This window comes from Sphaerospermopsis sp. LEGE 00249, from assembly GCF_014299995.1.
In the GTDB taxonomy this organism is placed as follows: domain Bacteria; phylum Cyanobacteriota; class Cyanobacteriia; order Cyanobacteriales; family Nostocaceae; genus Sphaerospermopsis; species Sphaerospermopsis kisseleviana.
In genome coordinates, this window is record NZ_JACJUZ010000067.1 from 1 (window position 1) to 23,826 (window position 23,826).

The 23,826-nt window shown below is 37.6% G+C and carries 23 protein-coding genes and 2 pseudogenes; 13 read left to right on the top strand and 12 right to left on the bottom strand.

The window, feature by feature from the left end; genetic code table 11:
- Positions 1-195, top strand: a 195-nt coding sequence (locus tag H5968_RS25235) for a hypothetical protein (protein WP_222620738.1), incomplete at its 5' end; no start/stop codon positions are given.
- A 149-nt stretch (positions 196-344) separates the two neighbouring features.
- On the opposite strand, the gene H5968_RS19445 is transcribed toward H5968_RS25235, so the two are convergent.
- The 3 genes from H5968_RS19445 to H5968_RS19455 all read right to left on the bottom strand — a co-directional run bounded on the left by H5968_RS19445 (position 345) and on the right by H5968_RS19455 (position 2,118).
- Positions 345-839 (bottom strand): PPC domain-containing protein, encoded by a 495-nt coding sequence (locus H5968_RS19445; protein ID WP_187041273.1) that lies wholly within the window; start codon positions 837-839, stop codon positions 345-347.
- Between the two features lie 80 nt (positions 840-919).
- Positions 920-1,612, bottom strand: coding sequence for a ComF family protein (locus H5968_RS19450; RefSeq protein ID WP_255427193.1), 693 nt, complete (start codon positions 1,610-1,612; stop codon positions 920-922).
- 23 nt (positions 1,613-1,635) lie between these two features.
- The gene (locus H5968_RS19455) at positions 1,636-2,118 is read right to left on the bottom strand and encodes a GNAT family N-acetyltransferase (RefSeq protein ID WP_187041274.1); all 483 of its coding nucleotides are present in this window, start codon (positions 2,116-2,118) and stop codon (positions 1,636-1,638) included.
- Positions 2,119-2,368: 250 nt separating this feature from the next.
- Between H5968_RS19455 and smc the strand changes: the two genes are divergently transcribed.
- The 7 genes from smc (at position 2,369) to H5968_RS19490 (ending at position 10,061) form a co-directional block, all read left to right on the top strand.
- Entirely contained in the window at positions 2,369-6,040 is a 3,672-nt protein-coding gene (gene smc / locus H5968_RS19460; protein WP_187041275.1) for a chromosome segregation protein SMC, read from the top strand.
- A gap of 109 nt (positions 6,041-6,149) precedes the next feature.
- The gene (locus H5968_RS19465; RefSeq protein ID WP_222620739.1) at positions 6,150-6,842 is read left to right on the top strand and encodes a class I SAM-dependent DNA methyltransferase; all 693 of its coding nucleotides are present in this window, start codon (positions 6,150-6,152) and stop codon (positions 6,840-6,842) included.
- 48 nt (positions 6,843-6,890) lie between these two features.
- On the top strand, positions 6,891-7,154 hold the full coding sequence (locus tag H5968_RS19470) for a CopG family transcriptional regulator (protein WP_187041276.1): 264 nt from the start codon (positions 6,891-6,893) through the stop codon (positions 7,152-7,154).
- The gene (locus H5968_RS19475) at positions 7,141-7,560 is read left to right on the top strand and encodes a type II toxin-antitoxin system VapC family toxin (RefSeq protein ID WP_027249567.1); all 420 of its coding nucleotides are present in this window, start codon (positions 7,141-7,143) and stop codon (positions 7,558-7,560) included. The genes H5968_RS19470 and H5968_RS19475 overlap by 14 nt, the downstream gene beginning before the upstream one ends.
- Before the next feature lie 104 nt (positions 7,561-7,664).
- On the top strand, positions 7,665-8,291 hold the full coding sequence (locus H5968_RS19480) for a Uma2 family endonuclease (protein ID WP_187041277.1): 627 nt from the start codon (positions 7,665-7,667) through the stop codon (positions 8,289-8,291).
- Positions 8,292-8,553: 262 nt separating this feature from the next.
- Positions 8,554-9,756: an AAA family ATPase gene (locus H5968_RS19485; protein WP_187041278.1), complete on the top strand. Its 1,203-nt coding sequence runs from the start codon at positions 8,554-8,556 to the stop codon at positions 9,754-9,756.
- Entirely contained in the window at positions 9,750-10,061 is a 312-nt protein-coding gene (locus H5968_RS19490) for a hypothetical protein (protein WP_187041279.1), read from the top strand. Before H5968_RS19485 ends, H5968_RS19490 begins: the two co-directional genes overlap by 7 nt.
- A 320-nt stretch (positions 10,062-10,381) precedes the next feature.
- Here H5968_RS19490 and H5968_RS19495 read toward each other — a convergent pair whose 3' ends face one another.
- Positions 10,382-11,023, bottom strand: coding sequence for a type I restriction enzyme HsdR N-terminal domain-containing protein (locus H5968_RS19495; RefSeq protein ID WP_187041280.1), 642 nt, complete (start codon positions 11,021-11,023; stop codon positions 10,382-10,384).
- A gap of 429 nt (positions 11,024-11,452) precedes the next feature.
- Positions 11,453-12,211: a Uma2 family endonuclease gene (locus tag H5968_RS19500; protein ID WP_137667934.1), complete on the bottom strand. Its 759-nt coding sequence runs from the start codon at positions 12,209-12,211 to the stop codon at positions 11,453-11,455.
- Positions 12,212-12,340: 129 nt separating this feature from the next.
- Here H5968_RS19500 and H5968_RS26200 point away from each other — a divergent pair.
- A pseudogene (locus H5968_RS26200) lies at positions 12,341-12,538 on the top strand (hypothetical protein); the annotation flags it as partial.
- A gap of 128 nt (positions 12,539-12,666) precedes the next feature.
- Positions 12,667-13,662, top strand: a complete 996-nt coding sequence (locus tag H5968_RS19505) for a PRC-barrel domain-containing protein (RefSeq protein WP_187041281.1) — start codon at positions 12,667-12,669, stop codon at positions 13,660-13,662.
- Positions 13,663-13,725: 63 nt separating this feature from the next.
- Here the strand turns inward: H5968_RS19505 and H5968_RS19510 are convergent, their stop codons facing one another.
- From H5968_RS19510 to H5968_RS19530, 5 genes are all read right to left on the bottom strand, one after another.
- Complete coding sequence (locus H5968_RS19510) at positions 13,726-14,295, bottom strand: hypothetical protein (protein ID WP_187041282.1); 570 nt, start codon at positions 14,293-14,295, stop codon at positions 13,726-13,728.
- 105 nt (positions 14,296-14,400) lie between these two features.
- Positions 14,401-15,501: a tetratricopeptide repeat protein gene (locus H5968_RS19515; RefSeq protein WP_187041283.1), complete on the bottom strand. Its 1,101-nt coding sequence runs from the start codon at positions 15,499-15,501 to the stop codon at positions 14,401-14,403.
- A 111-nt stretch (positions 15,502-15,612) separates the two neighbouring features.
- Positions 15,613-16,365, bottom strand: a complete 753-nt coding sequence (locus H5968_RS19520; protein WP_187041284.1) for an MBL fold metallo-hydrolase — start codon at positions 16,363-16,365, stop codon at positions 15,613-15,615.
- Between the two features lie 179 nt (positions 16,366-16,544).
- On the bottom strand, positions 16,545-17,312 hold the full coding sequence (locus tag H5968_RS19525) for a circadian clock KaiB family protein (protein WP_187041285.1): 768 nt from the start codon (positions 17,310-17,312) through the stop codon (positions 16,545-16,547).
- 204 nt (positions 17,313-17,516) lie between these two features.
- Entirely contained in the window at positions 17,517-18,818 is a 1,302-nt protein-coding gene (locus tag H5968_RS19530; protein ID WP_187041286.1) for a type IV pilus twitching motility protein PilT, read from the bottom strand.
- 1,004 nt (positions 18,819-19,822) lie between these two features.
- On the opposite strand from H5968_RS19530, the gene H5968_RS19535 reads away from it, so the two are divergent.
- Positions 19,823-20,194: a hypothetical protein gene (locus H5968_RS19535; protein WP_187041287.1), complete on the top strand. Its 372-nt coding sequence runs from the start codon at positions 19,823-19,825 to the stop codon at positions 20,192-20,194.
- Between the two features lie 212 nt (positions 20,195-20,406).
- A complete protein-coding gene (wecB, locus tag H5968_RS19540) occupies positions 20,407-21,522 on the top strand; it encodes a non-hydrolyzing UDP-N-acetylglucosamine 2-epimerase (protein WP_187041288.1) in 1,116 nt (371 codons plus the stop codon).
- An 89-nt stretch (positions 21,523-21,611) separates the two neighbouring features.
- Here wecB and H5968_RS19545 read toward each other — a convergent pair whose 3' ends face one another.
- On the bottom strand, positions 21,612-22,205 hold the full coding sequence (locus H5968_RS19545) for a peptidoglycan-binding protein (RefSeq protein ID WP_370569791.1): 594 nt from the start codon (positions 22,203-22,205) through the stop codon (positions 21,612-21,614).
- Positions 22,206-22,624: 419 nt separating this feature from the next.
- Complete coding sequence (locus tag H5968_RS19550) at positions 22,625-23,488, bottom strand: M23 family metallopeptidase (RefSeq protein ID WP_187041290.1); 864 nt, start codon at positions 23,486-23,488, stop codon at positions 22,625-22,627.
- A gap of 169 nt (positions 23,489-23,657) precedes the next feature.
- Between H5968_RS19550 and H5968_RS19555 the strand changes: the two are divergent.
- A pseudogene (locus H5968_RS19555) lies at positions 23,658-23,777 on the top strand (winged helix-turn-helix domain-containing protein); the annotation flags it as partial.
- Positions 23,778-23,826 lie beyond the last annotated feature (49 nt).

Below are 23,826 nucleotides of genomic sequence, written 5' to 3' on the forward strand. Positions count from 1 at the left end.
GGACTGGGGACTGGGGACTGGGGACTGGGGATAGTTAATTTTGACACTCTCCGGGCTGAAGCCACGGAGATTCTTGGTTCAACGAGTCCACTTAGATTAGATCCCTTGCGGTGTCTAACAAGCGAGGTGGTTCTCTCCCCAAGCAGTGCCTACGGTTTTGGATGGACAATCAAAATGTTAAACCCTACGACCTGAATAAGTATACTGCTGTATTAGCGTCGGAATTTGATTTTGCTGAGAAATTAAATTCAATGGCTACTTCAAAAATCTAGGCTTGTTGGTGCAATATTCAACATTGTTTAGTAAATAATCAATCAGGACAATACTTTCCATCTCCCCACACCCTACTTAACTGGTTGCAGTTTTGTCACCTTGAGTTTAAAGTTACCAACCCCAGTTTCTCCAAAAGACCGGACACGAACAATATAATTTCCTGTTTCGGCGATGCGGGTAAACAGGAGAGAATTACTTGTACCATCAGGTCCATCATCATTTTCTGCCACCGTTGAACCATCAGGACCTAAAAGAGTAATAATAGTGTCAAAGTTTTCAGATGACAAATCAATTGCTAAATTATCACCTTTATTTAATTTGACTGTATAATCACGCGCAAACCCCCCTTGACCTGTGGGAATATCTGTAGCTGTCAATGTATCAGCAATTTCTGAACTACTATTTAAGGGAATGGGTTTATATAAATTATTTATATTTATATTTGTATTTGTATTTCCATTATTCGTATTTTGAGCAAATACTGTATTTATACTGATTAAAATTGTCAGTATACTTACAGGAAAGATGATTATTTTTTTTAAACCCACTGCAAAAGCTCTGTTCATAAATGAAAACATTTTTCCCTCAAACACAGGGTATAATTTTGTTAATTATAGATTTATCACCCACAAGTTGCCCATTAACTCTAGGCTGATCTATCTTTACCCGTTGTAGCTACAGCAGCTACCCCCAATACAGAAATATCACCTTGATTAAGTGTATATACAGCAGATTTGACGGTTGCGCCAGTAGTATAAATATCATCCACTAACAGCACGGGTGCATCTGGACGAATACGGCTAAAATCCGATCCTAGAGCAAAAGCATCTGCTAAATTTTGTTCTCTCTCTGCACCGGATACGCTAAATTGTGCTTTTGTATCTTTAACTCTGGCTAACCCATTTGATTTTAATTTTAACCCAGTGATCTGACAAAATCCTTGGGCGATTATTTCAGCTTGATTAAAACCCCTTTCTTTGAGCTTTTTTGGGTGAAGTGGTATGGGTACAATTACAGGTTTTTGATTTTTTAATGTACAATTTAATATCCATGATTCTCCTAGATACTGACCCAATAACCGCCCCATTTCTGGCTGGTTTTCATATTTCATGACGGCGATCGCCCTTTTTAATGTTCCTCCATAACTCCCCCAACTAAACACGGGTAAAGGTTGTTTCCATAAGACATTGGGGTTTTGCAGATGGCAGCTTTGTAATTGTTTATTACAATATTGACAAAGTTGCTGTTTTGTGCTTCGCTGGCAGATAGGGCAATTGTTCTGTAGGAATAAATTTAGTAAATTTTTAAACATAGTAATTGCTAATTGCTGATTGGTCATTAGTTATTTTTCCCAGTCACCAGTCACCTCAAGTATTTCACATACACGCGATCGCATCTTTTTGTTTCCACTCCTGTCGCGGGGATATATCCATTATTCTCATAAAGCTGGACTGCTTCTTTTAAAACGCTGGCTGTTTCTATCCAAATTTGTTCAAATCCGCGGTTTTCTATAGTTAATTCTAGCTGCTGTAATAAATATTTTCCTAAACCTAAACCACGAATTTCTGGTAAAAGATACATTTTTCTGATTTCCACAGCCTGTTCTCCCCGTTTTATGGGATAATATGCCCCTGTACCTACTATTTTGTTTTGGTGTTCAATTACCCAAAATTCACCACCAACAGCTAAGTAATATTCCTCAATTTCTAAAACGTCTCTATCTGCACCGTCTGCTTCCCAACCTAAGCCATATTCTGCTAAGACTGTACTAATTACGTTTGCTGCTGCTGTGCAATCGCTCTTTTGCCAGTCACGAATGATAAAGTTTTGGTACAATAGTTTCATGTTGATTAGGGAATTAAGAGGAACGAACCGCAAAGTACGCAAAGTACACAAAGGAAGGATGTTTTCGAGAGATTTTTTGTGTCAGAGGTTGAATTTAAAATCTAAGTTAAATATTAAGGTAAGTTGTTAGTATTAATTATCAGAATCAATCTAAAATCCAAAATCTAAAGTTACTAAACAGTTGCAAATATTGAAAAATAATTGATACACTTGTTCCTTTATACCAGTTTACAGTGAAGCAGCGCCCATAATGGTGCATATCAAGCGGGTCGAACTTACTAATTTTAAGTCTTTCGGTGGTACAACTTCTGTCCCTTTACTACCGGGTTGTACTGTCATTTCTGGTCCTAACGGATCGGGAAAGTCAAATATTCTGGATGCATTGCTGTTCTGCTTAGGACTATCCAGTTCTAAGGGAATGCGTGCTGATAAGTTGCCAGATTTGGTTAATAATAATCAAGTCGCTAAAGGACGTAATGCCATTGAGGCTATTGTAACTGTTACTTTTGATATTTCTGATATTGTCTCACGCAAAGACGCAAAGGCGCAAAGTGAAGAAGGTGAAGAAGGTGAAGAAGGTGAAGAAGGTGAAGAAGGGGAGGAAGTTAAGGAAGTAGAAGAAGCGGAAAATAACTCCCAGTCCCCAGTCACCAGTCACCAGTCACCAACTGAGTGGAGTGTTACTCGACGTTTACGGGTTAACTCTCAGGGTGGTTATACTTCTAATTATTATATTAATGGGTCTTCTTGTACTTTGACTGAATTACATGAGGAGTTGGAAAATTTAAGGATTTACCCTGAAGGTTATAATGTGGTTTTGCAGGGTGATGTCACCAGCATTATTTCTATGAATGCTAGGGAACGTCGAGAAATTATTGATGAGTTAGCTGGTGTTGCTGCGTTTGATAGAAAGATTAATCAAGCTAAGGGAACTTTAGATGAGGTTAAGGAAAAGGAAGATAGTTGTAAAATTATAGAAGGGGAGTTGACTTTACAACGCGATCGCCTTTATCAAGATAAGCTAAAAGCAGAAAAATATCGTCAGTTAAAACAGGAGTTTCAAGAAAAGCAATCTTGGGAATCTGTGTTATCATGGCGTTCTCTCCAAGCACAACAGGAAAAGTTAGCAACGGATATTCAAGCTGGTGATGTTGCGTTTACTCAAATTTCTGAAAGTTTAAATACTGTCAATCAAAATATTGATCAACAAAGTACACTTCTCAATGAATTAAATGCTCATGTAAAATCTTTGGGTGAGGATCAGCTTTTAGCGGTTCAGTCTACTTTTGCAACCAAAGAAGCGGAACGCAAGCAACTTCAACGACAAAAGGGTGAGTTAGAGTCTCATTTACAGGAAACTGTTAAACGGTTAAACCAAACTCAACAGGAAATTCAAGAGTATCAGGTTTCTCGCCAAGAAAATCTACAACAATATAATTCAACAAGTTTAAATTTAACGTCTCTACAAAATGAACGCAACCAAGCACGAGAAAGGTTAGAATCATCTCGTCAAGTTGCTTCGGAAATTGCTACCGCTTCGGAAGTTTGGGTACAACAACAAACAGCTTTAAGTCGGCAAATTGAAACTTTACTGCAAACTATTGAACCTCAAAGAACTGAGCAAGCACAACTGAGAGAAAGGAATTTTCAGTTACAGGAACTTATTACAGAAGAATCTCAGATTCTTGCTGATTTAGAACCACAATTGACAGAAAAACAAGCAGAATGCGAAAAATTAGAAGTTGAGTTTAACGGTTCTAGTAAACCGATTCAAAATTTAGCAGAGAATTTAGCAGCGACAGATCAAGAATTACAAATACAACAAGATACCCAAAAACGTTTATTACAAGAACAACGCGATAAACAACGTCATTTAGATAAACTGGAAGCACAAAACCAAGCACAGCAAGAAGTCCAGGGAACTCAAGCAAGTAAATTAATTATTCAATCTGGTTTACCAGGTTTGTGTGGATTAGTTGTAGATTTGGGTAAGGTTGAATCTCGCTATCATCTGGCTTTGGAAACTGCTGCGGGTGCAAGATTAGGTCATATAGTAGTAGAGGATGATCGTGTTGCTGCTGCGGGAATTGAATTATTAAAACAAAAACGTGCGGGAAGAGCAACTTTTTTACCTTTGAATAAAATAAAAGCTTCTAAGTTTACCCCAGATTTAACACTGCGTTATGTTGATGGGTTTGTTGAATATGCGATGAATCTGGTAGAGTGCGATAAACGCTATCAAGAAGTTTTTAAGTATGTTTTTGGAAATACAGTAGTTTTCAGAACTTTGGAACAAGCGAGAACTCAAATCGGACTTTATCGCATTGTTACTTTAGATGGGGAATTATTAGAAACTAGCGGTGCTATGACTGGTGGTAGTAATACGCAACGCTCAAGTTTAAAATTTGGCACTTGTGAACAAAAAGAATCTGAGGAAGTTGTCAATTTAAGGACGCGACTAGGAGATATTGAAAGAGTTTTAGAACGTTGTGCAGAAGCCATCACTAATTTATCTGCTCGTAGTAAACAGCTTTCTTTAGAATTAACGGAAGCAAGACAAGGGCGCAGAGAACAACAATTATATTTAGAACAGTTGAAAAAAGAGGTAAAAACCTTAAACGCGCAATTAGAAAATACCCGCTCTCAACTATCCCAAAATACTGAAAAATTCAATCATGCTCAAACTCGGTTAGAAGTTCTAGATCTGGAATTACCAGATCAAGAAAATCAACTGCAACAATTACGACATACCTTAGCTGAGTTGGAAGCATCCCAAACCCCCAGCGAATGGCAAGAAATTCAAGCTACCATTAGAGAACAAGAGCAGCAATTACAACAAAAAGAAACTACTGTCAGGGAAGTAGAACAAAGATTACAAAACCTGGAAAATCAGAAACAGCGTTTACAAGAGAAAATTACTGAATCAGAAACGCGAGTTATTGAATATCAAAATGAAAAAACTAATCTTGAAATTCAACAGTCAACAGTTAACAGTCAACTTGCAGAACTGAATACTCAAATTACCGCAACTCAAGCTAGTTTAAAAGAACTTGAGCAAAATTTAGGTGAGGAGAAAAAGAAACGAGATACAGCAGAACAGGAATTAAGAGATTTAATATTACGTCAACAAAAATTACAATGGGAAATTGACAAGCTGCAACAAACCCAAGAAAAACGCAGAGAAGATTTAACCACACTGCAAGCGCAATTGCAAACCTTAGCCGCAGAATTACCCAACCCCTTACCAGAAGTACCAGATAAAGTAGATTTAGAAGAATTGCAGAAAGAGTTACGTAGTTTAGGCAAACGTTTACAGGCAATGGAACCGGTAAATATGTTAGCTTTGACTGATTATGAAATAGTAGAAGGACGTTTACAAGAACTAACCCAGAAATTAGAAACTTTAGAAGCAGAAAGAACAGAATTATTATTAAGAATTGAGAATTTTACCACTTTACGACAAACTGCTTTTAAAGAAGCTTTCGATGCAGTAAACGAGAACTTTCAATCAATTTTTGCCACCTTATCCGATGGTGACGGTTATTTACAACTTGATAACCCGGAAGATCCCTTTATTAGTGGTTTAAACTTAGTTGCACACCCCAAAGGAAAACCCGTACAACGTTTAGCATCCATGTCTGGGGGAGAAAAATCTTTAACAGCACTCAGTTTTATTTTCTCACTGCAACGTTATCGCCCATCCCCATTTTACGCCTTTGATGAGGTGGATATGTTTTTGGATGGGGCAAATGTGGAAAGATTAGCGAAAATGATTCAACAACAAGCACAACAAGCACAGTTTATCGTTGTGAGTCTGCGTCGTCCGATGATAGAATCAGCACAGAGGACAATAGGGGTGACTCAAGCTAGAGGTGCTTATACTCAGGTTTTGGGGATTAAATTGAAATCATCTGATAATTGAATTAGTTAATAGTATTCAAATTTCGGACTAACTAAGTGGCTAAGAAAGAAGCAAAAACGGATTTATGGGTTCATAGCCTTTTACAAGAGGCTAGGATATATTTAGAACCTTGCGTAATTACGGAAATTTGAAGGATATTGATAAGCCCCTTATTGTATCTGGAATTTTGCTTGCATTACGAGAAGCGGAATCTGGCAGCTTTGAAATTGATAAGCTAAAGGGTGATGAGATAGACACGGATGGAGAAAAAATATTCAATGCCATTGAGAAAAACCTCAAGCGTTCTAATGTATCTCCAGAAGTTAAGCGAGATAAGATTCTTAGTCAGTTCTCGATTATTAAAGACACTCATATTCTGAATGAAGTAAACCCATCCCTCAATAAAACTCCTCTCAAGCATTTTACTGAGTTTTTGCACGAAAAAATCTACAAGAGCATAAAATACATCAGTTCCTCAGAAGATTATTTAGGGCGTTTTTATGGGGAGTTTATGTCCTACTCTGGCGGAGATGGGCAAACACTTGGCATCGTACTGACACCAAAACATATTACTGATCTATTTTGTGACTTAGTTGATGTAAAGCCTGATGATGTGGTTTTAGACCCTTGTGCAGGGACAGCGGGGTTCTTGATTGCTTCCATGCACTATATGCTTGCTCAAACGGATAATGATAACAAGAAAAAGAGGATTCGACAAAATCAATTGCACGGCTTTGAATTACAGCCATATATGTTCACGATAGCTACAACCAACATGATTCTTCGTGGAGACGGTAAGAGCAACTTAATCACTGAACTTTGAATTTTTTGAGCTATAGTATTGTCATACAGAGTTATGACAAGCAAAAATATGAGAGTTAATGCAAGGCTCGATGGCGATCGCGCTAGTAAGTTTAATTACATTCGCCAGAGGACAAATCAAGGTGCGTCTGACATTATCAAAGTGGCGATCGATCTTTATTATGAAAAATTACATCAAGAATCCCCTGTAAAGCCTTTGCAACTCCTTAGAGAATCAGGGCTGATTGGTTGTGCTGAAGGGGACTCTGATTTGTCGGTTAATTACAAGCAATATCTCACTGAAAGTCTTAACGAAAAATATGGTAATCGTTGATTCTGGCTTTTGGATAGCACTAATCAATCGCCGTGATGATTATCATGTTCTCGCTCAAGAAGTTTTAGATACGATTGATGAGCCTCTGGTTACAACATGGTGTGTAATTACGGAAGCTTGTCATATTCTCTTGAAACGTACAGGCACAAATGCTCAACAGACGTTTATTCATAGCTTAGAAATTGGTGCTTTTGAGGTTTTTGATCTCAAGGTTCAAGATGGGAAAAGAATCAGTGAATTGATGAATCAATATAGTTCTCTGCCAATGGATTTAGCGGACGCTTCATTGATTATTCTTGCCGAACATTTGGGGCATGGGCGGATTCTATCTGTTGATTTTCGGGACTTTAATACTTACCGCTGGAAAAATCGTCATCCTTTTGAGAATTTGATGTCTATTAACTAAAAATCATGACTCACAGTAATAGCGATCGCAAAGGTTAAGAAATCGGAGTAGATGGATTTAGCGAAAATGCTAGAGTGATGATATTGATGGGGCTAAGTTGAGCTATGACCATTGCAACCGGAATACCAATACAACAGCAGTTACTAAGTTTTGGTGATTTTATCGTCCGTTATGGTGACAGTAACCGCTACGAATTGATTGATGGAGAGGTATTTGATTTGGAACCAACAGGCTACCATGAAGAAGTTTCAGCTTTTACCACCACAAAAATCTGCGCCCAAATTGATGTAATAGGTTTAAATTGGTTTGTCCTTCAGCGAGGATTACTACGTCCTTCTAACTTGGGTATGACAGCATTTCGACCTGATGTTATGGTTATTGACCGCAATGAACTTGCGAAAGAACTACTTTGGAATGACCAATCAATCATCACCCTGGGCAGTTCGATTAAATTTGTGATGGAAGTAGTTAGTAGCAACTGGCAAAACGACTATGCGCGTAAAGTCGAAGACTACGCAATTTTAGGTATTCCTGAATATTGGATTGCGGATTATGCAGGTCTGGGCGGGACTCGACATATTGGGAAACCCAAACAACCAACCCTTTCCATTTGTACGTTAGTGAAAGGAGAGTATGAAATTCAGCAGATTCGAGGCAATCAACCCATTACTTCGCTGACATTCCCAAATCTCAAACTGACAGCCGAACAAGTTTTAAAGGCTGGCAGATAAAGTGCGATCGCTCAAATTAGACTGATAAAGCGAGATCCTTTATAATATACTGAATAGACAACATATATTAGACAACCATTCAAGTATGGGAGCTATCTATGTTGTTACAAGAACTTAAAGAGCAGATATTTAAACTACCATCAAGCGATCGCAAAAGATCAATAATTGTTTATTCACTATCAAGAAATGGATAGCTACATTAGAGTAAAGTCACCCAAAATATTAGCAAAAATATAGTTTTATTTAACATTAGGAGAAGTAAATGGAAGGTAAAATATTTATTAATAAAATTAAATTACAAAACTTTCTCTCCTATGGAAGTGATGCGGAAGAAATTGAATTACAACCGCTAAATGTATTAATTGGACGTAACAGTGCAGGGAAATCTAATTTAATAGAAGCTATTAGTATTTTAAAAGCAACACCCACAGATTTACCAGCACCATTTCGTCAAGGTGGAGGTATTAATGAATTTTTATGGAAAGGTGAAAAAAGTAATTCTATAGCTAATATAGACGTTATATTAAATTATCCAGAAAGACATGAAAATAATCTACATTATAAATTAAGCATAACAGAAGTAGGACAAAGATTAGAATTAGTAGATGAAGCTATAGAAAATGCACAAGTCTATGAAGGACGACAAGATGTATATTTTTATTATCGTTATCAAAATGGTCGGCCTGTTTTAAATATTAACACAATTACAGATGATGGTAAGGAGTTTAGAAGAAATCTCCGCAGAGAAGATTTAATTTTAGATCAGTCAGTTTTATCTCAAAGAAAAGATCCTGACTTATATCCTGAACTTTCTTATCTGAGTACAGAATTTTCTCAGATAGGTTTATATCGTCATTGGCAAATTGGGAGATATTCAGAACCAAGAAATGCTCAAAAAGCTGATTTGCCTCAACATCCTTTATTGGAAGATGGTAGTAATTTAGGTTTGTTTTTAAATGATTTAAAATATAGATTAGGTAGTAGAAAAATTATTGAATATCTAGAAAAATTTTATGAAGAAGCGGAAGAATTAGATGTGAGAATATATGGCGGTACTGTACAAATATTTATTCGGGAAAAAGGGTTAATTCAACCAATTCCAGCTACTAGGTTATCTGATGGAACATTGCGATATTTGTTTTTAATGGCGTTACTTTTAGATCCTACTCCACCACCACTAATTTGTATTGAAGAACCAGAATTAGGTTTACATCCAGATATTTTACCAACAATTGCAGAATTGTTAATTGAAGCATCTCAGAGAACTCAATTAATTGTCACCACTCATTCTGATGCTTTGGTTTCTGCGTTGAGTGAATATCCTGAATCTGTAGTAGTTTGTGAAAGAGATAATACAGGAACTCATTTAAGGAGACTTAAACGAGAAAAATTAAAAAAATGGTTGGAAAAATATACTCTTGGTGATCTTTGGAGAATAGGGGAACTTGGTGGAAATAGATGGTGAGTATTCGTATTTATATTGAGGGTGCTGGAAATGCAAATGATGATGACGAACTTTTACCAATGCAACGTCCAGGTTTTAGAAGTAAAATTATTGGAGGTAAGGAAACTACAAGCAGTCTCCGTGAAGGATTTAGTCAATTTTTTCAAGAATTAGTTGATCTTGCTAAAGAACAAAAAATAGAGTTTAGGATAGTCATGTGCGGTTCTCGTGCAGATGCTTATGAAAATTTTAAACGGATATTTTCTATATTTCTCGCAAACATACTCTCAGCATTGAGCAAGCACGGCAAGCAGTATTGGGTTTGAATAACAAAAATATAGTCAAATATAGTTAGGGTTTGCTGAATAAACCTAAAACCTTGATATATCAAAGGTTAGAGGCTGATAAACACAGAAATTAGTGCAAGGGTTTTGAAGGGTATACCGGAAAAAGTGTGCATTTTTTGGGATTTCAAGAGATGGCAAAGAAATTTTCAAATCTCCTCCTGACTCCTGACTCCTGACTCCTGACTCCTGACTCCTGACTCCTGACTCCTATGCCCTCACGGAAAGACTTTCTCAGCAACCCCTAGTTATTTATCTACATCAGTCATGTGAGGTGGGAATGATTGATAAAGTGTGATCACCTAACGCATTAAATCGCCAATATAAGTCCCAATTTGTTTAAGTCCCTGCAAAACTTGTATACGTTCTGATGTATTTTCAAGTAACCGATAAGTATGCGATCGCGTATATTGAGGGGCATCTTGGCTGCGATCGCATTTCAAAAACAATACTTCTCTGCCATTTGTCACCATTCCATAACAACTTGACTGCAAATTAGGAGCGCTCAACAAGTAGGTGAGTGCTTGAGGAATTCCTGCGGTAACGTCTAGCCTTGCAGGTTTTGATTCGATTACCAAAATCCAAAAACTATCTTGGATTACCAAAATATCAATTCTGCCTTGAACCACCATAGCATTAGCTTCGTCAGCAACTTCGATATTGGTGCTTACTTCTGCTTTTACCAAAAAAGGAGATTGATAGAAACCAGCCAAATCTAGCAATGGCGATACCACGACAAGCTTAACAATTTCTTCGAGTGGTGCTTCCTCTTGACTGAGATAGGTATAGTTACGAGTGAGGCGATCTAGTCCTTGTAGTTCCGCTTCGGTTAGAGTCGGCGCATTATTTAACCATTCATCAAAAAAGCGATCGCTAGAATTGAGTCTCAAGCCAAAGGTTTGACGGAGATTGCTAAGGGTAAGGCTACTAGCATTTGTAATCACAGTTAAATCCTTGTAGCAATTACATGAATTTTAGAAGTTTAGGAATTTTATCTAGGTTCTAATACTTAATATACGATACATACGAAGAAAAGAGCGATCGCGTTCGCAAAGCGTCTCGGAGGGAACTATCGCTCTGCGGGAATCGCCAATCTATAATTATTAAGTGATCGCTGTATAAGAAATCATCAGAGTAAATAATATTGTGATATTTTGGTGTTGAGTTGGGGTGATCGCTTGCCGCAGGGTGTTATACGGAAAAATTCTGTATAATACTAATAACGACAGGTAATATCAGTAACAAACAAATTGAACAGCTTTTTCTACAAAATATTACTCAAATAATCGAATTGTTTTTGACCTATGATTTTTTAGAAATGACCAGAGATATTTTGATTATTCATTAGTGCGAGTTCACTATTTATGGAAATACTACAAATTAACTCCTTTTTCTGCTAATAACTGTCTTAATCTAGCTAATTCTGCTTCCGCTAAATCTGCACGCTGCTTTTCCTGTTCTGCACGTTGCTTTTCTTGTTCCACAGGTGTAGGCAACCAGTTATTATCTCGATCATACCAACGTAGCCACGATCTAGTTAATCCTTGATATTCTCCATGCCATAAGCCTAAACCCAATTCTGCTTCTTCTAACCATACCCCTAGTCCATTTATTGACAAAGGCTGATAACGACTCATTACCAACCCAAAACAATTAAACTCATCTGTATAACGGTTATAAACAAAATAATAGGGGATTCTCAGGATTTGTTCATAAACTGACCATTTATTAGGCGGTTGATTAACTTCCCTTAAACTTCTACCTAAATCTTCCGCTTCCGTACCTGGTGAGATCAATTCTATAGCCACAAAAGGATTTATTCCCTCCTGCCAAGTAACGTAACTTAATCTGAGTTCTGTCTGTTGATAAAATCGAGACACCCCCAACACCGCAAACCAATCAGGGCGTTTATACCATTGGGGATGGAGAGGATCATAATATAAGTTTAAATCACTGCCTGTAAATATATTATCTTCAGTATAGGTAGGTGGACGAAACGTAAGGCGTAATAATTCAGGTTGTAATAGGTGAAATTCATCTGGCAATCCCCGTTCCTCCTGATTTTCACTAGGTAAATCATACATTGTAGGCAATGCTTCTTGGGGAGATAATGGAGGATCTATTTGATACATGATTGATTAGCTCCCTGCGTTAGCGTCGCTGATTGAGGATAAGGTTCGCAATTTGAGCATTTAAACTTATTATAACCACCTAGCTGAACATAGATGCGACCACAGGAGGACACGGTTGCTGATTCCTATATGTTTTTAGATGGGGCGAATGTGGAAAGATTAGCTAGAATGATTAAAGAATAGGCACAACAAGCATAGTTTATTGTTGTCAGTTTGCGCCTTCCGATGATAAAATCAGCCGAACGTACAATTGAACGTACAATTGGCGTAACTCAACCTCAAGGTGATAAGCAAAAGGCAAAAGGCAAGAGTAGAATAATATTCTGACCAATTACCCATGACCAATTACCCATGACCAATCACCAATCACCTTGATTTTCTGTTAAAAATAGTTTATATACAAACCGGATTCGAGATTGCCTACGGCACGCTAAGATAACAGGACGACCTATAGAATGACCTCCGAACAAATAATTAGACGTTCCGATATATTAAACACCCAAGTAATTACCCGCGATAATGGCAAAAGGCTGGGTATCGTGAGTCAACTTTGGGTAGACATTGATCAAAGAGAGGTTGTGGCGCTTGGGTTGCGAGACAGCCTGATCTCTATCTCTGGACTGCCTCGCCAAATGTATCTTAGCAGTATCAACCAAATCGGTGATGTGATCTTGGTTGATAACGAAGATGTGATCGAAGATGTTGATGTGGAAGCTCTCAGTAACTTGATGAACTGGGAAGTGATCACTGAAACAGGGGAAGTATTAGGCAGAGTTAGGGGCTTTAAATTCAATGGCGAAAGTGGTAAAATTTACTCTATCGTCATCGCCTCCTTGGGAGTACCCCAAATACCTGACCAGTTTTTGAGTACCTACGAAATATCCATAGATGAAGTTGTCAGCACCGGACCGAGTAGACTAATTGTATTTGAAGGTGCAGAAGAACGGGTAAACCAGTTAACAGTCGGTGTTTTAGAACGGTTGGGTATTGGTAGAGCGCCTTGGGAAAGAGATGCAGAAGAAGAATATGGTTATTCTGCACCCCGCGCAGTTTCTCCAGCAAACCAGTTACCTAGCGGAGTACCATTAGAACCACCCCGGCCAAAAGTTCGCACTCCTGAACCTGTAGCACAGAAAGAGGAAGAATGGACGGAAGATTATATAGAAGAAGAAATACCACAGCGTCGGGTAATGGAAGCCCGCGCTTACGAATCCATACGCTACGAAGAGGAAGAAGAAGATAACTGGAGTGAAGCAACGAGTAGCGATAGATATCAAGCACCAGCACCTAAAAAACCAGCACCTCAACCCTACAGCAAAACCTACGCTGATGAATATGATGATTATGATGATGTAGAAGGTGATGCTTGGGATGATGCACCCAAACCTGTGAATATTCCTAAGAAGGTGAAGGAAAGACAGGTGGAATACGAGGAAGAAGGCGGATATTAAGTTTTGTGAACCCCCACTACTAAGAGTTAGAGGGGGTTTTGATTAATGAAACTTCAAAATTAACTATGGTGTAATCACAGACTTAGCCATTTCTACCAAATCTTTCTGCTTACCTGCTTTTATGCCAATAGTATACTGTACTCCCTTTTGTCGCCAGGTTAAGGTAGAATCAGAACAATTAGCACCACATTTAGCATCTACAAAATAAGCAGTTGTACCTTTAGTTAAAGATACCGCTTTACCAGTTAGTCTAGGGGTTTTACTATTAATAGCTTCCGCACTAATCATACCAAAACGGCAAGCTGTACCTCCAGTACAATCAGGGCTAAATCCTAATAAAATATCATACTTGTTTTTGTCGGCTGTTTCGATAATTGCGTAAAGTGGGTTTTCCCCTTCTAAACCAGGAATATAGTTAGGTAATAAAATTGTAATTTTCGTGTTTTTCTTTAATTTGGGCAAAATAGATTTAAAAACTGGATGAAGTTGAGCAGTTTTATTATTAACCTGCTGTTTTGCTATTACCTGCGGCTGATTTTTTACCGATGCTTGAGCAATATCATGAAAATAGCTGGTACTAACTAGGAAAAATAAAGCTAACAAAGCACTACTTTTTTTAAAATTGAAAATCATATCCACACACCTGGGTCATTAACAAGAATATTACAAATATAACACGCAGAAACCAGGTTTCTTAGCATGATTACAAATATTCTGACTCCTGACTCCTGACATTCTTTAAAAATTTAAAATATCTAAAGATTCTTCAATTTCTAAATCTAAAATAATCGCTTGAGTATCTTTATGTTCTTCTATTTTTCCATTTTGCCAATACAAATCCGCTGCTTTCTGGAAATCTTCAATTGCTCCCTGTTTATCTCCTATAATTAATCTGGCATTTCCTCGATGATAATAAGCATCTGTATAATTAGGTTTAATTTTGATCACTTTACTAAAATCATTGATTGCTGCTTCATAGTTGCCTAAATCAAAATGAGCATTACCACGATCATAATAAATATCTTGATCATTAGCATTTATCTTAATTGCCTGATTATAATCTTCAATTGCTCCTTCATACTCCCCTAATTCATAACGAATATTACCTCGATTTTTATAATCAATAATATCATCATTATTGTCCAGAAAATCATCCTGTGATTCAATTTCTTTGATTATTTTTTTCTGTTCATAGAAAATCTGCGGATTTTGTGAATCTATATGCTCATTATCTATAGCAGTGGGGAAATTTTCTAAATAAGATAATAAACCTCCACCGTATAATAATTGATGGATACCAAAGGAAATTTTACCAGTTTTTAATTTAATCATTGTTGTAGGTAAAAATCCTGCTAAAAATAAATGATATTCTGATTGTGCTTCATTAACTTCTTGTTTAATTAAAATACAAACAATAACTGTATTTTTTTCAACTTCCTCTGCACTTACCGACCATCTTACCTGCTCAATTGTACCATGACGAGATTTAACTTGTATACGAATTTCCGGATTTTTAGTTAGTGTAAAATCATGTCTTCCATCTCCTCCCATTCGTTTTTCATAATCAACTTCTGTAATTAAATCTGCTAAACGTTCTTTAACAACTTCTTCACCTAATTTACCTTTAAGATTACTAATAAAAACGTTACGAACTGGGGAAGTACGTTTATATTTTTCTGCCATTAACCAGCAAAAATTTCTTAATATTTTTAATCTTTCTCCTGAAATAATAGTTAATTCACTATGATTTCCTGGTGTTTCACAGTGCAGTAAACAACCAGAATTTAATCTTTTAATAAAATCAGATTGTAGCGATCGCAATAAAGTAATCCAATCCATTTATCATTGGTAATTGGTAATTGGTAATTGGTAATTGGTAATTGGTAATTGGTAATTGCGTTATTTATCTTTTTCCCAATCACCAGTCACCTGTCACCTGTCACCTACTTCCTAAAATGTTACCTGTTCACCAGGTTTAGCTGCAATAACTCGTGTAGATAAATTGTTTTTTTCTAATAATTCCTGAAATTCTGCCACACTTCCCTTTGCTTGCAAAAAGTTGTTTAATACACCCTCAAATTGAACATCTCCACCAGCAGCAGTAGGAATAATAATTCGCGGTTGTAACCATTTAGCAACTTCTAAAGCACTTTTCATTCCTTTAATTATTGGTAGTCCCAAAGGTAAACTTAAATCAATAATTGGTGTAATTACCACATCTACTGGTGCAAACTGCTGGAGTTGGTTTGAATGATTTCCATGCGGTTCATAATACAATTTTCCACCAGTTGCTAACTCTGTGATCAGATACCCATTTTCTAACAAAGTTGGTCCAATTTGAGAACCGGGAAAAGCTTTAATTTCTACTTGACTATTTAAAGTGAAAGTCTCACCATGATCAAGAGAGGTTATATTTTTATAACCCAATTCTTTTACTACTTTAGTTGCATTGGGAGACGCGACAACTTGAATATTCTTGTCCAATTTTCTCAAAGTGGGGGGATGTGCATGATCCTCCAAACCTTGAGACAACAAAATCAAATCTATATTTTCTGGTATTTGTCGATCTTGCGTTCGAGAACCTTTAAATAACCAATCTAAATTATTAAAGGTTAATGAGTCCACCAACCAAGGATCTAAAAGTATCCGCTGTCCACCAATTTCCATTAACCAACTATTGCTGTCTAACCAAGTGAAATACATAACTTTGAAGGTAGTAAGAGTAGTGCTGATTTTTATTATTAATTATAATATTAATTATAATATTAATTATAATATTTATGATAGTTTTACTAACTGATCACACTGATTTTAAACACGAATACACAGCTTGTTAATTACGAATTATCAATTGTCAATTGTCAATTATCAATTGTCAATTGTCAATTGTCCTTCGCTCCTAATATTTGTAATAGTTTTTCCACATTATCTATATCTCCTACTATACGCCGAATTGGATGAGGCCAAACCTTAACAAGTGTAGGAGTTGCCGAAACCTGATCAATTTCTGCTTGCTCTGGATGTGTTAAAACATCAATTACCTTGAGGGTGTAAGGATAACCAAGCGATCGCTCTAATAAATCGTGTAAATTTTCTAAAATGCGCTCAGTATTCATACTATGACCAGCAACAAACAAACGCAATACATAACCTTGACCATTCAATTTTCCCTGTTGTGGATGTAAATGATTTTGCTGATATCGGGATGGTATATCTGCACGATCTAAACGCACAATTAAATCATGATCTTCCCAGAGTTGAGGGAAAGAAGAACGATAAGTAGCTAACACCATGCGATCGCACAAACCCTCTTGCCAAGGTGCTGTTTGCCACACTATATCCCCCGTCCCAAAAATTGCCCTCAGCACCGACTGATGACGCATCACTGCTGGATAAGCTTCCGCAAAAGTCTGTACTTTTTGTGTCCGTGGATTTAACCAATGATCAATAGTAGCTGTATAACAAGGTACTAAAAAATGTGGCGGCTCTGATAAATCCAGAATTTCCTGCAAAGCCGCACACAGATGTAAATGCCATCGACCTTGCTTACTAGGGTCAATACAGTAAATTAAATCTCCCCCTGGTGTAAAAAGAGCAATACCCTTAAACAACTGGGGTGTAGATAGTTTGTCTGTAGTTAGCTTGGTCATTATGTTTTTTCAGGGAATAGGGAACAGGGAATAGGGAATAGGGAATAGGGGAGAAAAATTTTAGATTTTAGATTTTAGATTTTAGATTGGAGTTGACAAAAACAATCCAAAATCCTTGCATCCAAAATCCAAAATAAAACACTCCTGCTTCCTGCCTTCTGCCTTCTGCCTCCTGCCTCCTGACTCCTGACTCCTGCCTCCTTGTTAAACACGACCTCTGAGGAATTGCATCATTTCATTAGGAGTTGGTGACATTTCAATAGCGGTTTCCTCAGTAATGCGACCTTCCTGATAGAGATTGAATAAAGCCTGATTCATGGTAATCATGCCATCAAAACCGGCTTGTTTCATCAACTCCCCAATTTCATCATACTTAGCATCTTTAATCCATTCTTTAACAGCCTCAGTGTTAATCAGGATATCGTGGAAAGCTGCCCGTTTACCATCGGTCGTGCGACACAAACCTTGAGCAATTACCGCCACTAAAGACTCAGAAAGCGCCACCCGCATAGCATCTTGTTCTTCACCAGAGTACAAATTAAGAATCCGTTCAATAGTTTTCACCGCGCTGTTAGTGTGCAGTGTTCCCATAACCAAGTGACCAGTTTGAGCCGCTTTCAAGGCAGTATTCACCGTTTCTTTATCCCGCATTTCCCCCACCAGAATCAAATCTGGGTCTTCCCGCAAAGCTGCTTTCAAGGCGTTGTCAAACTTACGAGTGTGCATTCCCACCTCCCGCTGCTTGACCAAAGACTTACGACTTTGATGCACAAATTCAATAGGATCTTCAATAGTGATGATATGCTTGGGCATTTCTCGGTTGATGTAGTCAACCATTGCCGCCATTGTCGTAGATTTACCAGAACCAGTAGGACCAGTCACCAAAATCAAACCTTTGTGATAATGGCAAATATCCCGAAAAATCGGCGGTAATCTCAACTGATCAATTGACAATATTTTCAAGGGAATTAACCGCAGCACCATTGCATAACCGCGCAAAGAGTCAAAAACGTTAATCCGTACACGGGCAAATTCGTACTGAGTCGCACCGTCAAATTCCAGGTTATCCTGAAAGCGTTGGATTTCTGCATCAGTCATGATCTCATGCAACCAATTAACAAAAGTTGCTTTATCCGTTTCTGGATAGTTCGTTACTTGAATTTCTCCTCGGTTACGGAAACGGGGTATTTCACCTATCCCCAAGTGAACGTCAGAATATCCTTGATCAAAAGCTTCTTGAACAATTTGAGCTAGGGTCAGTCCCGCAGGTGGTTTAGAACTTGCCGGAACTGTTGCCCTTGGTGCTGCCATTGGTGGTGGTGCTACTGGACGTTGACCTGCTACTGGGGGAGGTGGTGGTGCATTGCCAGCTGGTGAACCTACTCTGGGATTCTGCAACATTTGTGTACTATTGCGTTGTGTCATAGATGTTGCTACCGGTGGCGCTGGTGGTGCTGGTGGTGCTGGTGGTTTGGGTGGTAGATTGCGAGATGGTAATTCTGTCATATTATCTTCAACTTGGGTAAATCAAAAATGAAATCGACAATTAATTTCTTGATGAATCACAAAAGACCTCTCCAAAATAGAATGTATTAATTTGTCATAAGTTGTAGGGGCGAAGCTTATGGGCGATAATTTAACGGAAAAATCAGACATCTAGATATCCCAAATGCTTCGACCTGCCCCCATAAATAGGTTCCATAATTTCTTTTCTGGAGATGTCTAAAGCACTATTTTGAGTTTAAGCCTGGGAAATTAAGCACAGCAGTCAGTTTGAGTTCATCCACCTCCATCTGTGTTTTTTTCGCAGCTAATTCCAGGATTTACAGGATTTATTAGTTATATACAAATTCTTTCATCAATATAACCTGGTTTTACACAGGTTAACCTTCAGTATTAAAACGTAAATATTTCTGTAATGCTATGTAATTTTTCTACCTTAAATTACAAATACCTAATTTTTCTACCCCCAAATGAGAAATTCACCAGCTATAAAAGGCAGCAGGGAAGAGGATTTGCGGCAACTTTACTTTTAGTTACATACTGCGGTTTTTTACGCCTTTCTACTTAGGACTTAGGCAAGATTGGACTAAAAACCTGATTCTTGCGTAGGGGTAATTCATGATTACCCCTGCTTTCGTTCTGTTTTGCATCAGTCCTGCATAACTTTTTCAACCCAGTCTCTTGAATTATGAGAAGTAATCCTAATTTTGATAAGAAATGTTAAGTAAAGCAGGTCATTAATTTCGGAGATCATGATTGGACTATTCTCTGCACAAGGTTATATTCCTCAAGATATATGCTCAAGCAAGACTGACTACACAAAGGGGCATTTGAGGAGATATCCATAATTACAAAAAATAAACTGTAAAGTTTAGTAAAGAAATGCTCATCTTTTCCATAAGTTTCTATATACTGGATTTCACTGAATCAAAACAGTTAACTCGTCAACAGCGAGGCACAACTGAAATTCAAATTTAAACTTTGCTGTGTATTTGGGAGGAAAAGTCATGGTTTCGGCTCAAAGCTCTAATCAAGGGAAGACCTACTCCTTGTTAATGATTAAAAGCTTTTTAATCTGGACTTTCACATTGGCAGTATGTTTGTTGGTTGTCGGTTTTCCATTAGTTGTAGTAATGGCTACGGTCGGATGCCTGTTGTCGATAGTCCTACAATCTGTAATGCCTGTCAGTGCTGTGTTGCTGGTAGCAGGTGGTTTAATCATGTTCAATGTTTTGACAGTTTTGATCGTGGCTGGTGTACTAACTGCTAAAGGCATTCATCCCAAGGAAGTTAAATGGTTAAGCTGGCTACATGGTGAGGCAGAAAAAGCGCAAACCACGGTTTATGCTGCTTGTCCTTTAACTTGCGAACTCAAATAAATAACATTACTAAATTCGACAAACAGTGCATCTGCCCGGTTAAGCCGGGTTTTTTCATGTTTGAGGGAACAGGTGACTGGGGACTGGTGACTGGGGACTGGTGACTGGGTAAAAATAACTAATAACTAATAACTAATGACTAATAACTAATAACTAATGACAAAAGTCTCATGTCTAATGTCTAATATCTAATGACTAATGACTAATAACTAATGACTAAAAAAATTGGCATTATTTTAGGTACTCGTCCTGAAGCGATTAAACTAGCACCAGTAATTCAGGTTTTCCAAAGTTCTCCAGATGTGGAAGTACAGGTTATTCTTACAGGACAGCATCGGGAGATGGTTGCACAGGTGATGCAGCTATTCAACCTCAAGGAAGATCATAATTTAGAGATTATGCAGCCTAAACAATCTCTCAATGATATTACTTGTAGGAGTTTGCAAGGTTTAGAAGCTTTATTTAAAGAACTAAATTTAGATTTAGTTATAGTCCAAGGAGATACAACAACTGCTTTTGCAGCTGCTTTGGCAGCTTTTTATCAAAAAATTCCCGTGGGTCATGTGGAAGCGGGGTTAAGAACTGATGATTTATTTAATCCTTATCCAGAAGAAGCAAATAGAAGGTTAATTTCCCAAATTACTCAATTACATTTTGCCCCTACTTCCTTAGCTGTGGCAAACTTGCAAGCTTCAGGAGTTTTGGGAGAAATTCACTTAACGGGTAATACAGTAATTGATGCGTTATTGAATGTGGCTGCAACTAACCCAGCTTGTGAGATACCAGGTTTAAACTGGGGTAAATATCGGACAATTTTGGCTACAGTGCATCGTCGGGAAAATTGGGGTGAACCACTACAAGCGATCGCCCAATCATTTTTACAGATTTTAGACAAATTTCCTGATACCGCTTTATTACTGCCTTTACACAAAAACCCCACTGTGAGAGAACCCTTACAGCAATTATTGGGTAAACATCCCCGGATCTTTTTGACAGAACCATTAGATTATGGTGAATTAGTAGGAGCAATAGGGCGATCGCACCTTTTATTAACAGACTCTGGTGGTTTACAAGAAGAAGCTCCCAGTCTCGGTAAACCCGTGTTAGTTCTCAGAGACACCACAGAAAGACCAGAAGCTGTCACCGCAGGGACAGCTAAACTGGTGGGAACGGAAACTGAAAGTATTGTTACTGCTGCTAGTGAGTTACTGACTAACCCAGAAGCCTATACAGCAATGGCTAATGCTATTAACCCCTTTGGTGACGGCCATGCAGCAGAACGCATCTTGCAAATTGTGAAAAATTATTTGAGAATTAGTAATTGGTAATGGGTAATTGGTAATTGGTAATTGGTGATTGGGTAAATTATCAATTATCAATTATCAATTATCAATTATCAATTATCAATTATCAATTATTAATTGATACCCAAAGCCCTGCGAGTAGTAGGACCAACTATACCATCTACAAGCAAACCATTTCGGCGTTGAAAATTGCGAACTGCACTAGCAGTGCTAGATCCATAAACACCATCAACTCTGATCCCTAAAGCTCTTTGCACGGTTCTCACACGCTCACCTCTAGCACCTGGTCTTAATAATACTCGACCACCAACACCAACCCCTGAATGACGACGATATCTACCAGGAGTAGTACCTAGCCATCTTTCCGCAACATAATATCCTTGGTAAGGTCCAGAAGTAATTTGAGCAAAACCATTTCTCACATTACCAGTATTGCCAATATTTGTACCATTAGGTACACAAGCTACAGATGAGTTAGCAGTGCTAGGACCACTACGGATAAATAAACAACTACCATTAGTTCTGACATATTCGGCGGAAGCTTGCTGAAGGGGAGCAAGGGAAGCAACAAAAACACTCACACCAGCTAACGCTAACCAAGCAGAAGACTTGAGTAATTTTTGCCAATTAAACTGCAATTTGGGCAAATTCAATTCTAAATTAACCGGAGTCTCTTCATTAGCCATGTACATATAGGAATAAGCCATATATTCCATGATTTTCTGCTCCTTTATGTAAATAATTGGGATATTGCAAAAAATGACTTTGCTTTTTTCTAGATTTAATCTAGATGTATTTTATACTCCTAATTTAGCAGAGTTGTTAATACCTTATTCCGGCCTTTCAACTGTCACAGTACTGTATTTTTAAGTAATCATCACATACTGAACTAAACAGTATTTTTAATTGCTAGTTAATTAGGGTTTGCTGAGAAAGTCTTTCCGTGAGGGCATAGGAGTCAGGAGTCAGGAGTCAGGAGGAGATTTGAAAATTTCTTTGCCATCTCTTGAAATCCCAAAAAATGCACACTTTTTCCGGTATACCCTTCAAAACCCTTGCACTAATTTCTGTGTTTATCAGCCTCTAACCTTTGATATATCAAGGTTTTAAGTTTATTCAGCAAACCCTAATTACTAGCTTGCTGGAAATTATCAAAATTATCAGAACGAATTTGACTACCATTGCGCCATACTTCTACTTTTTCTGGACTAACTAAGTAAGAAAAAGAACCGTTATCTGCTCGATATTTATTTTCACCAACATTCCAAGCAAGTATCTTGACAGCTTGACTCGTATCTTGCTTTAATTGCCCAATATAAAAAAGTTGACCATTTTCGTTACAGACTTGAATACGAGCTTTTGCAGTTTCACCTGTGATCACTATAATTCCAGTACATTCGTGATTAACTTTTACGGGTGAAACATTGATGGGAACGGGTTGTGAAGGTGAAACTGGTTTCTCTAAGGGTAGTTTAGCAGTGGTGGAAGATGATAAAAGTTTCAGAGGATCAATTGCTAATCGACTATTTTGATAAAATTCAAAATGCAAATGAGGCGCTGTACTGTTACCTGTTGATCCCATTTCTGCAATAATTTGTCCTTGAGTCACCGTTTGACCTTTGCTAACTAACAAACGATTATTGTGACCATATACTGTCATAGTACCATCGGGGTGTTTAATTTCAATAAAATTACCTAATCCCCAATCATCCCAACCAGCTTTTACCACTTTACCAGATGCAGCCGCATAAATAGGAGTTCCCATAGCACCTGCAATATCAATTCCTTCATGTTGATGTTTACGGAAACCTTGGGAAATTATCCCCTGAGTCGGCCAAATTAAGTTGCTACTAGGTAAAGGACTTTGGTTAACTGCGGAAGCTTTGACTACTGGAGGTAATGCAGAGGTAGTTGTACTAATAACAGTTGTTAAAGATATCAACCCTATCAAGATATAAGCACATAATCGAGAAATAGTATTTTTGTTCATAAAAAACTCTACTCTCAAGTTCTTTTCTAAAGTTCTTTATTTGCTGTTTCAGCATTACTCACCTAGTATCAGGAAAATTGTTACCATACGGTATGTTTATAAGAAAATCGAGTAAGCCAAAACCACGCCCGATCAAGTATCGGAACTTGGTGGACATACTTTATCGAACCCTGATGAATGTGGATATGAATTTGGCAGATGGACATCATCAAGACTAGCGACATATCTAGAAATAGAGACAGGAATAAAGTTAAGTAGTTCGCAAGTAAGGAGAATTTTAGAGAGAAAAAATTAGGGAGCATCCCAAATGTGTAAATTTATTTTTATCTAGGGAAATA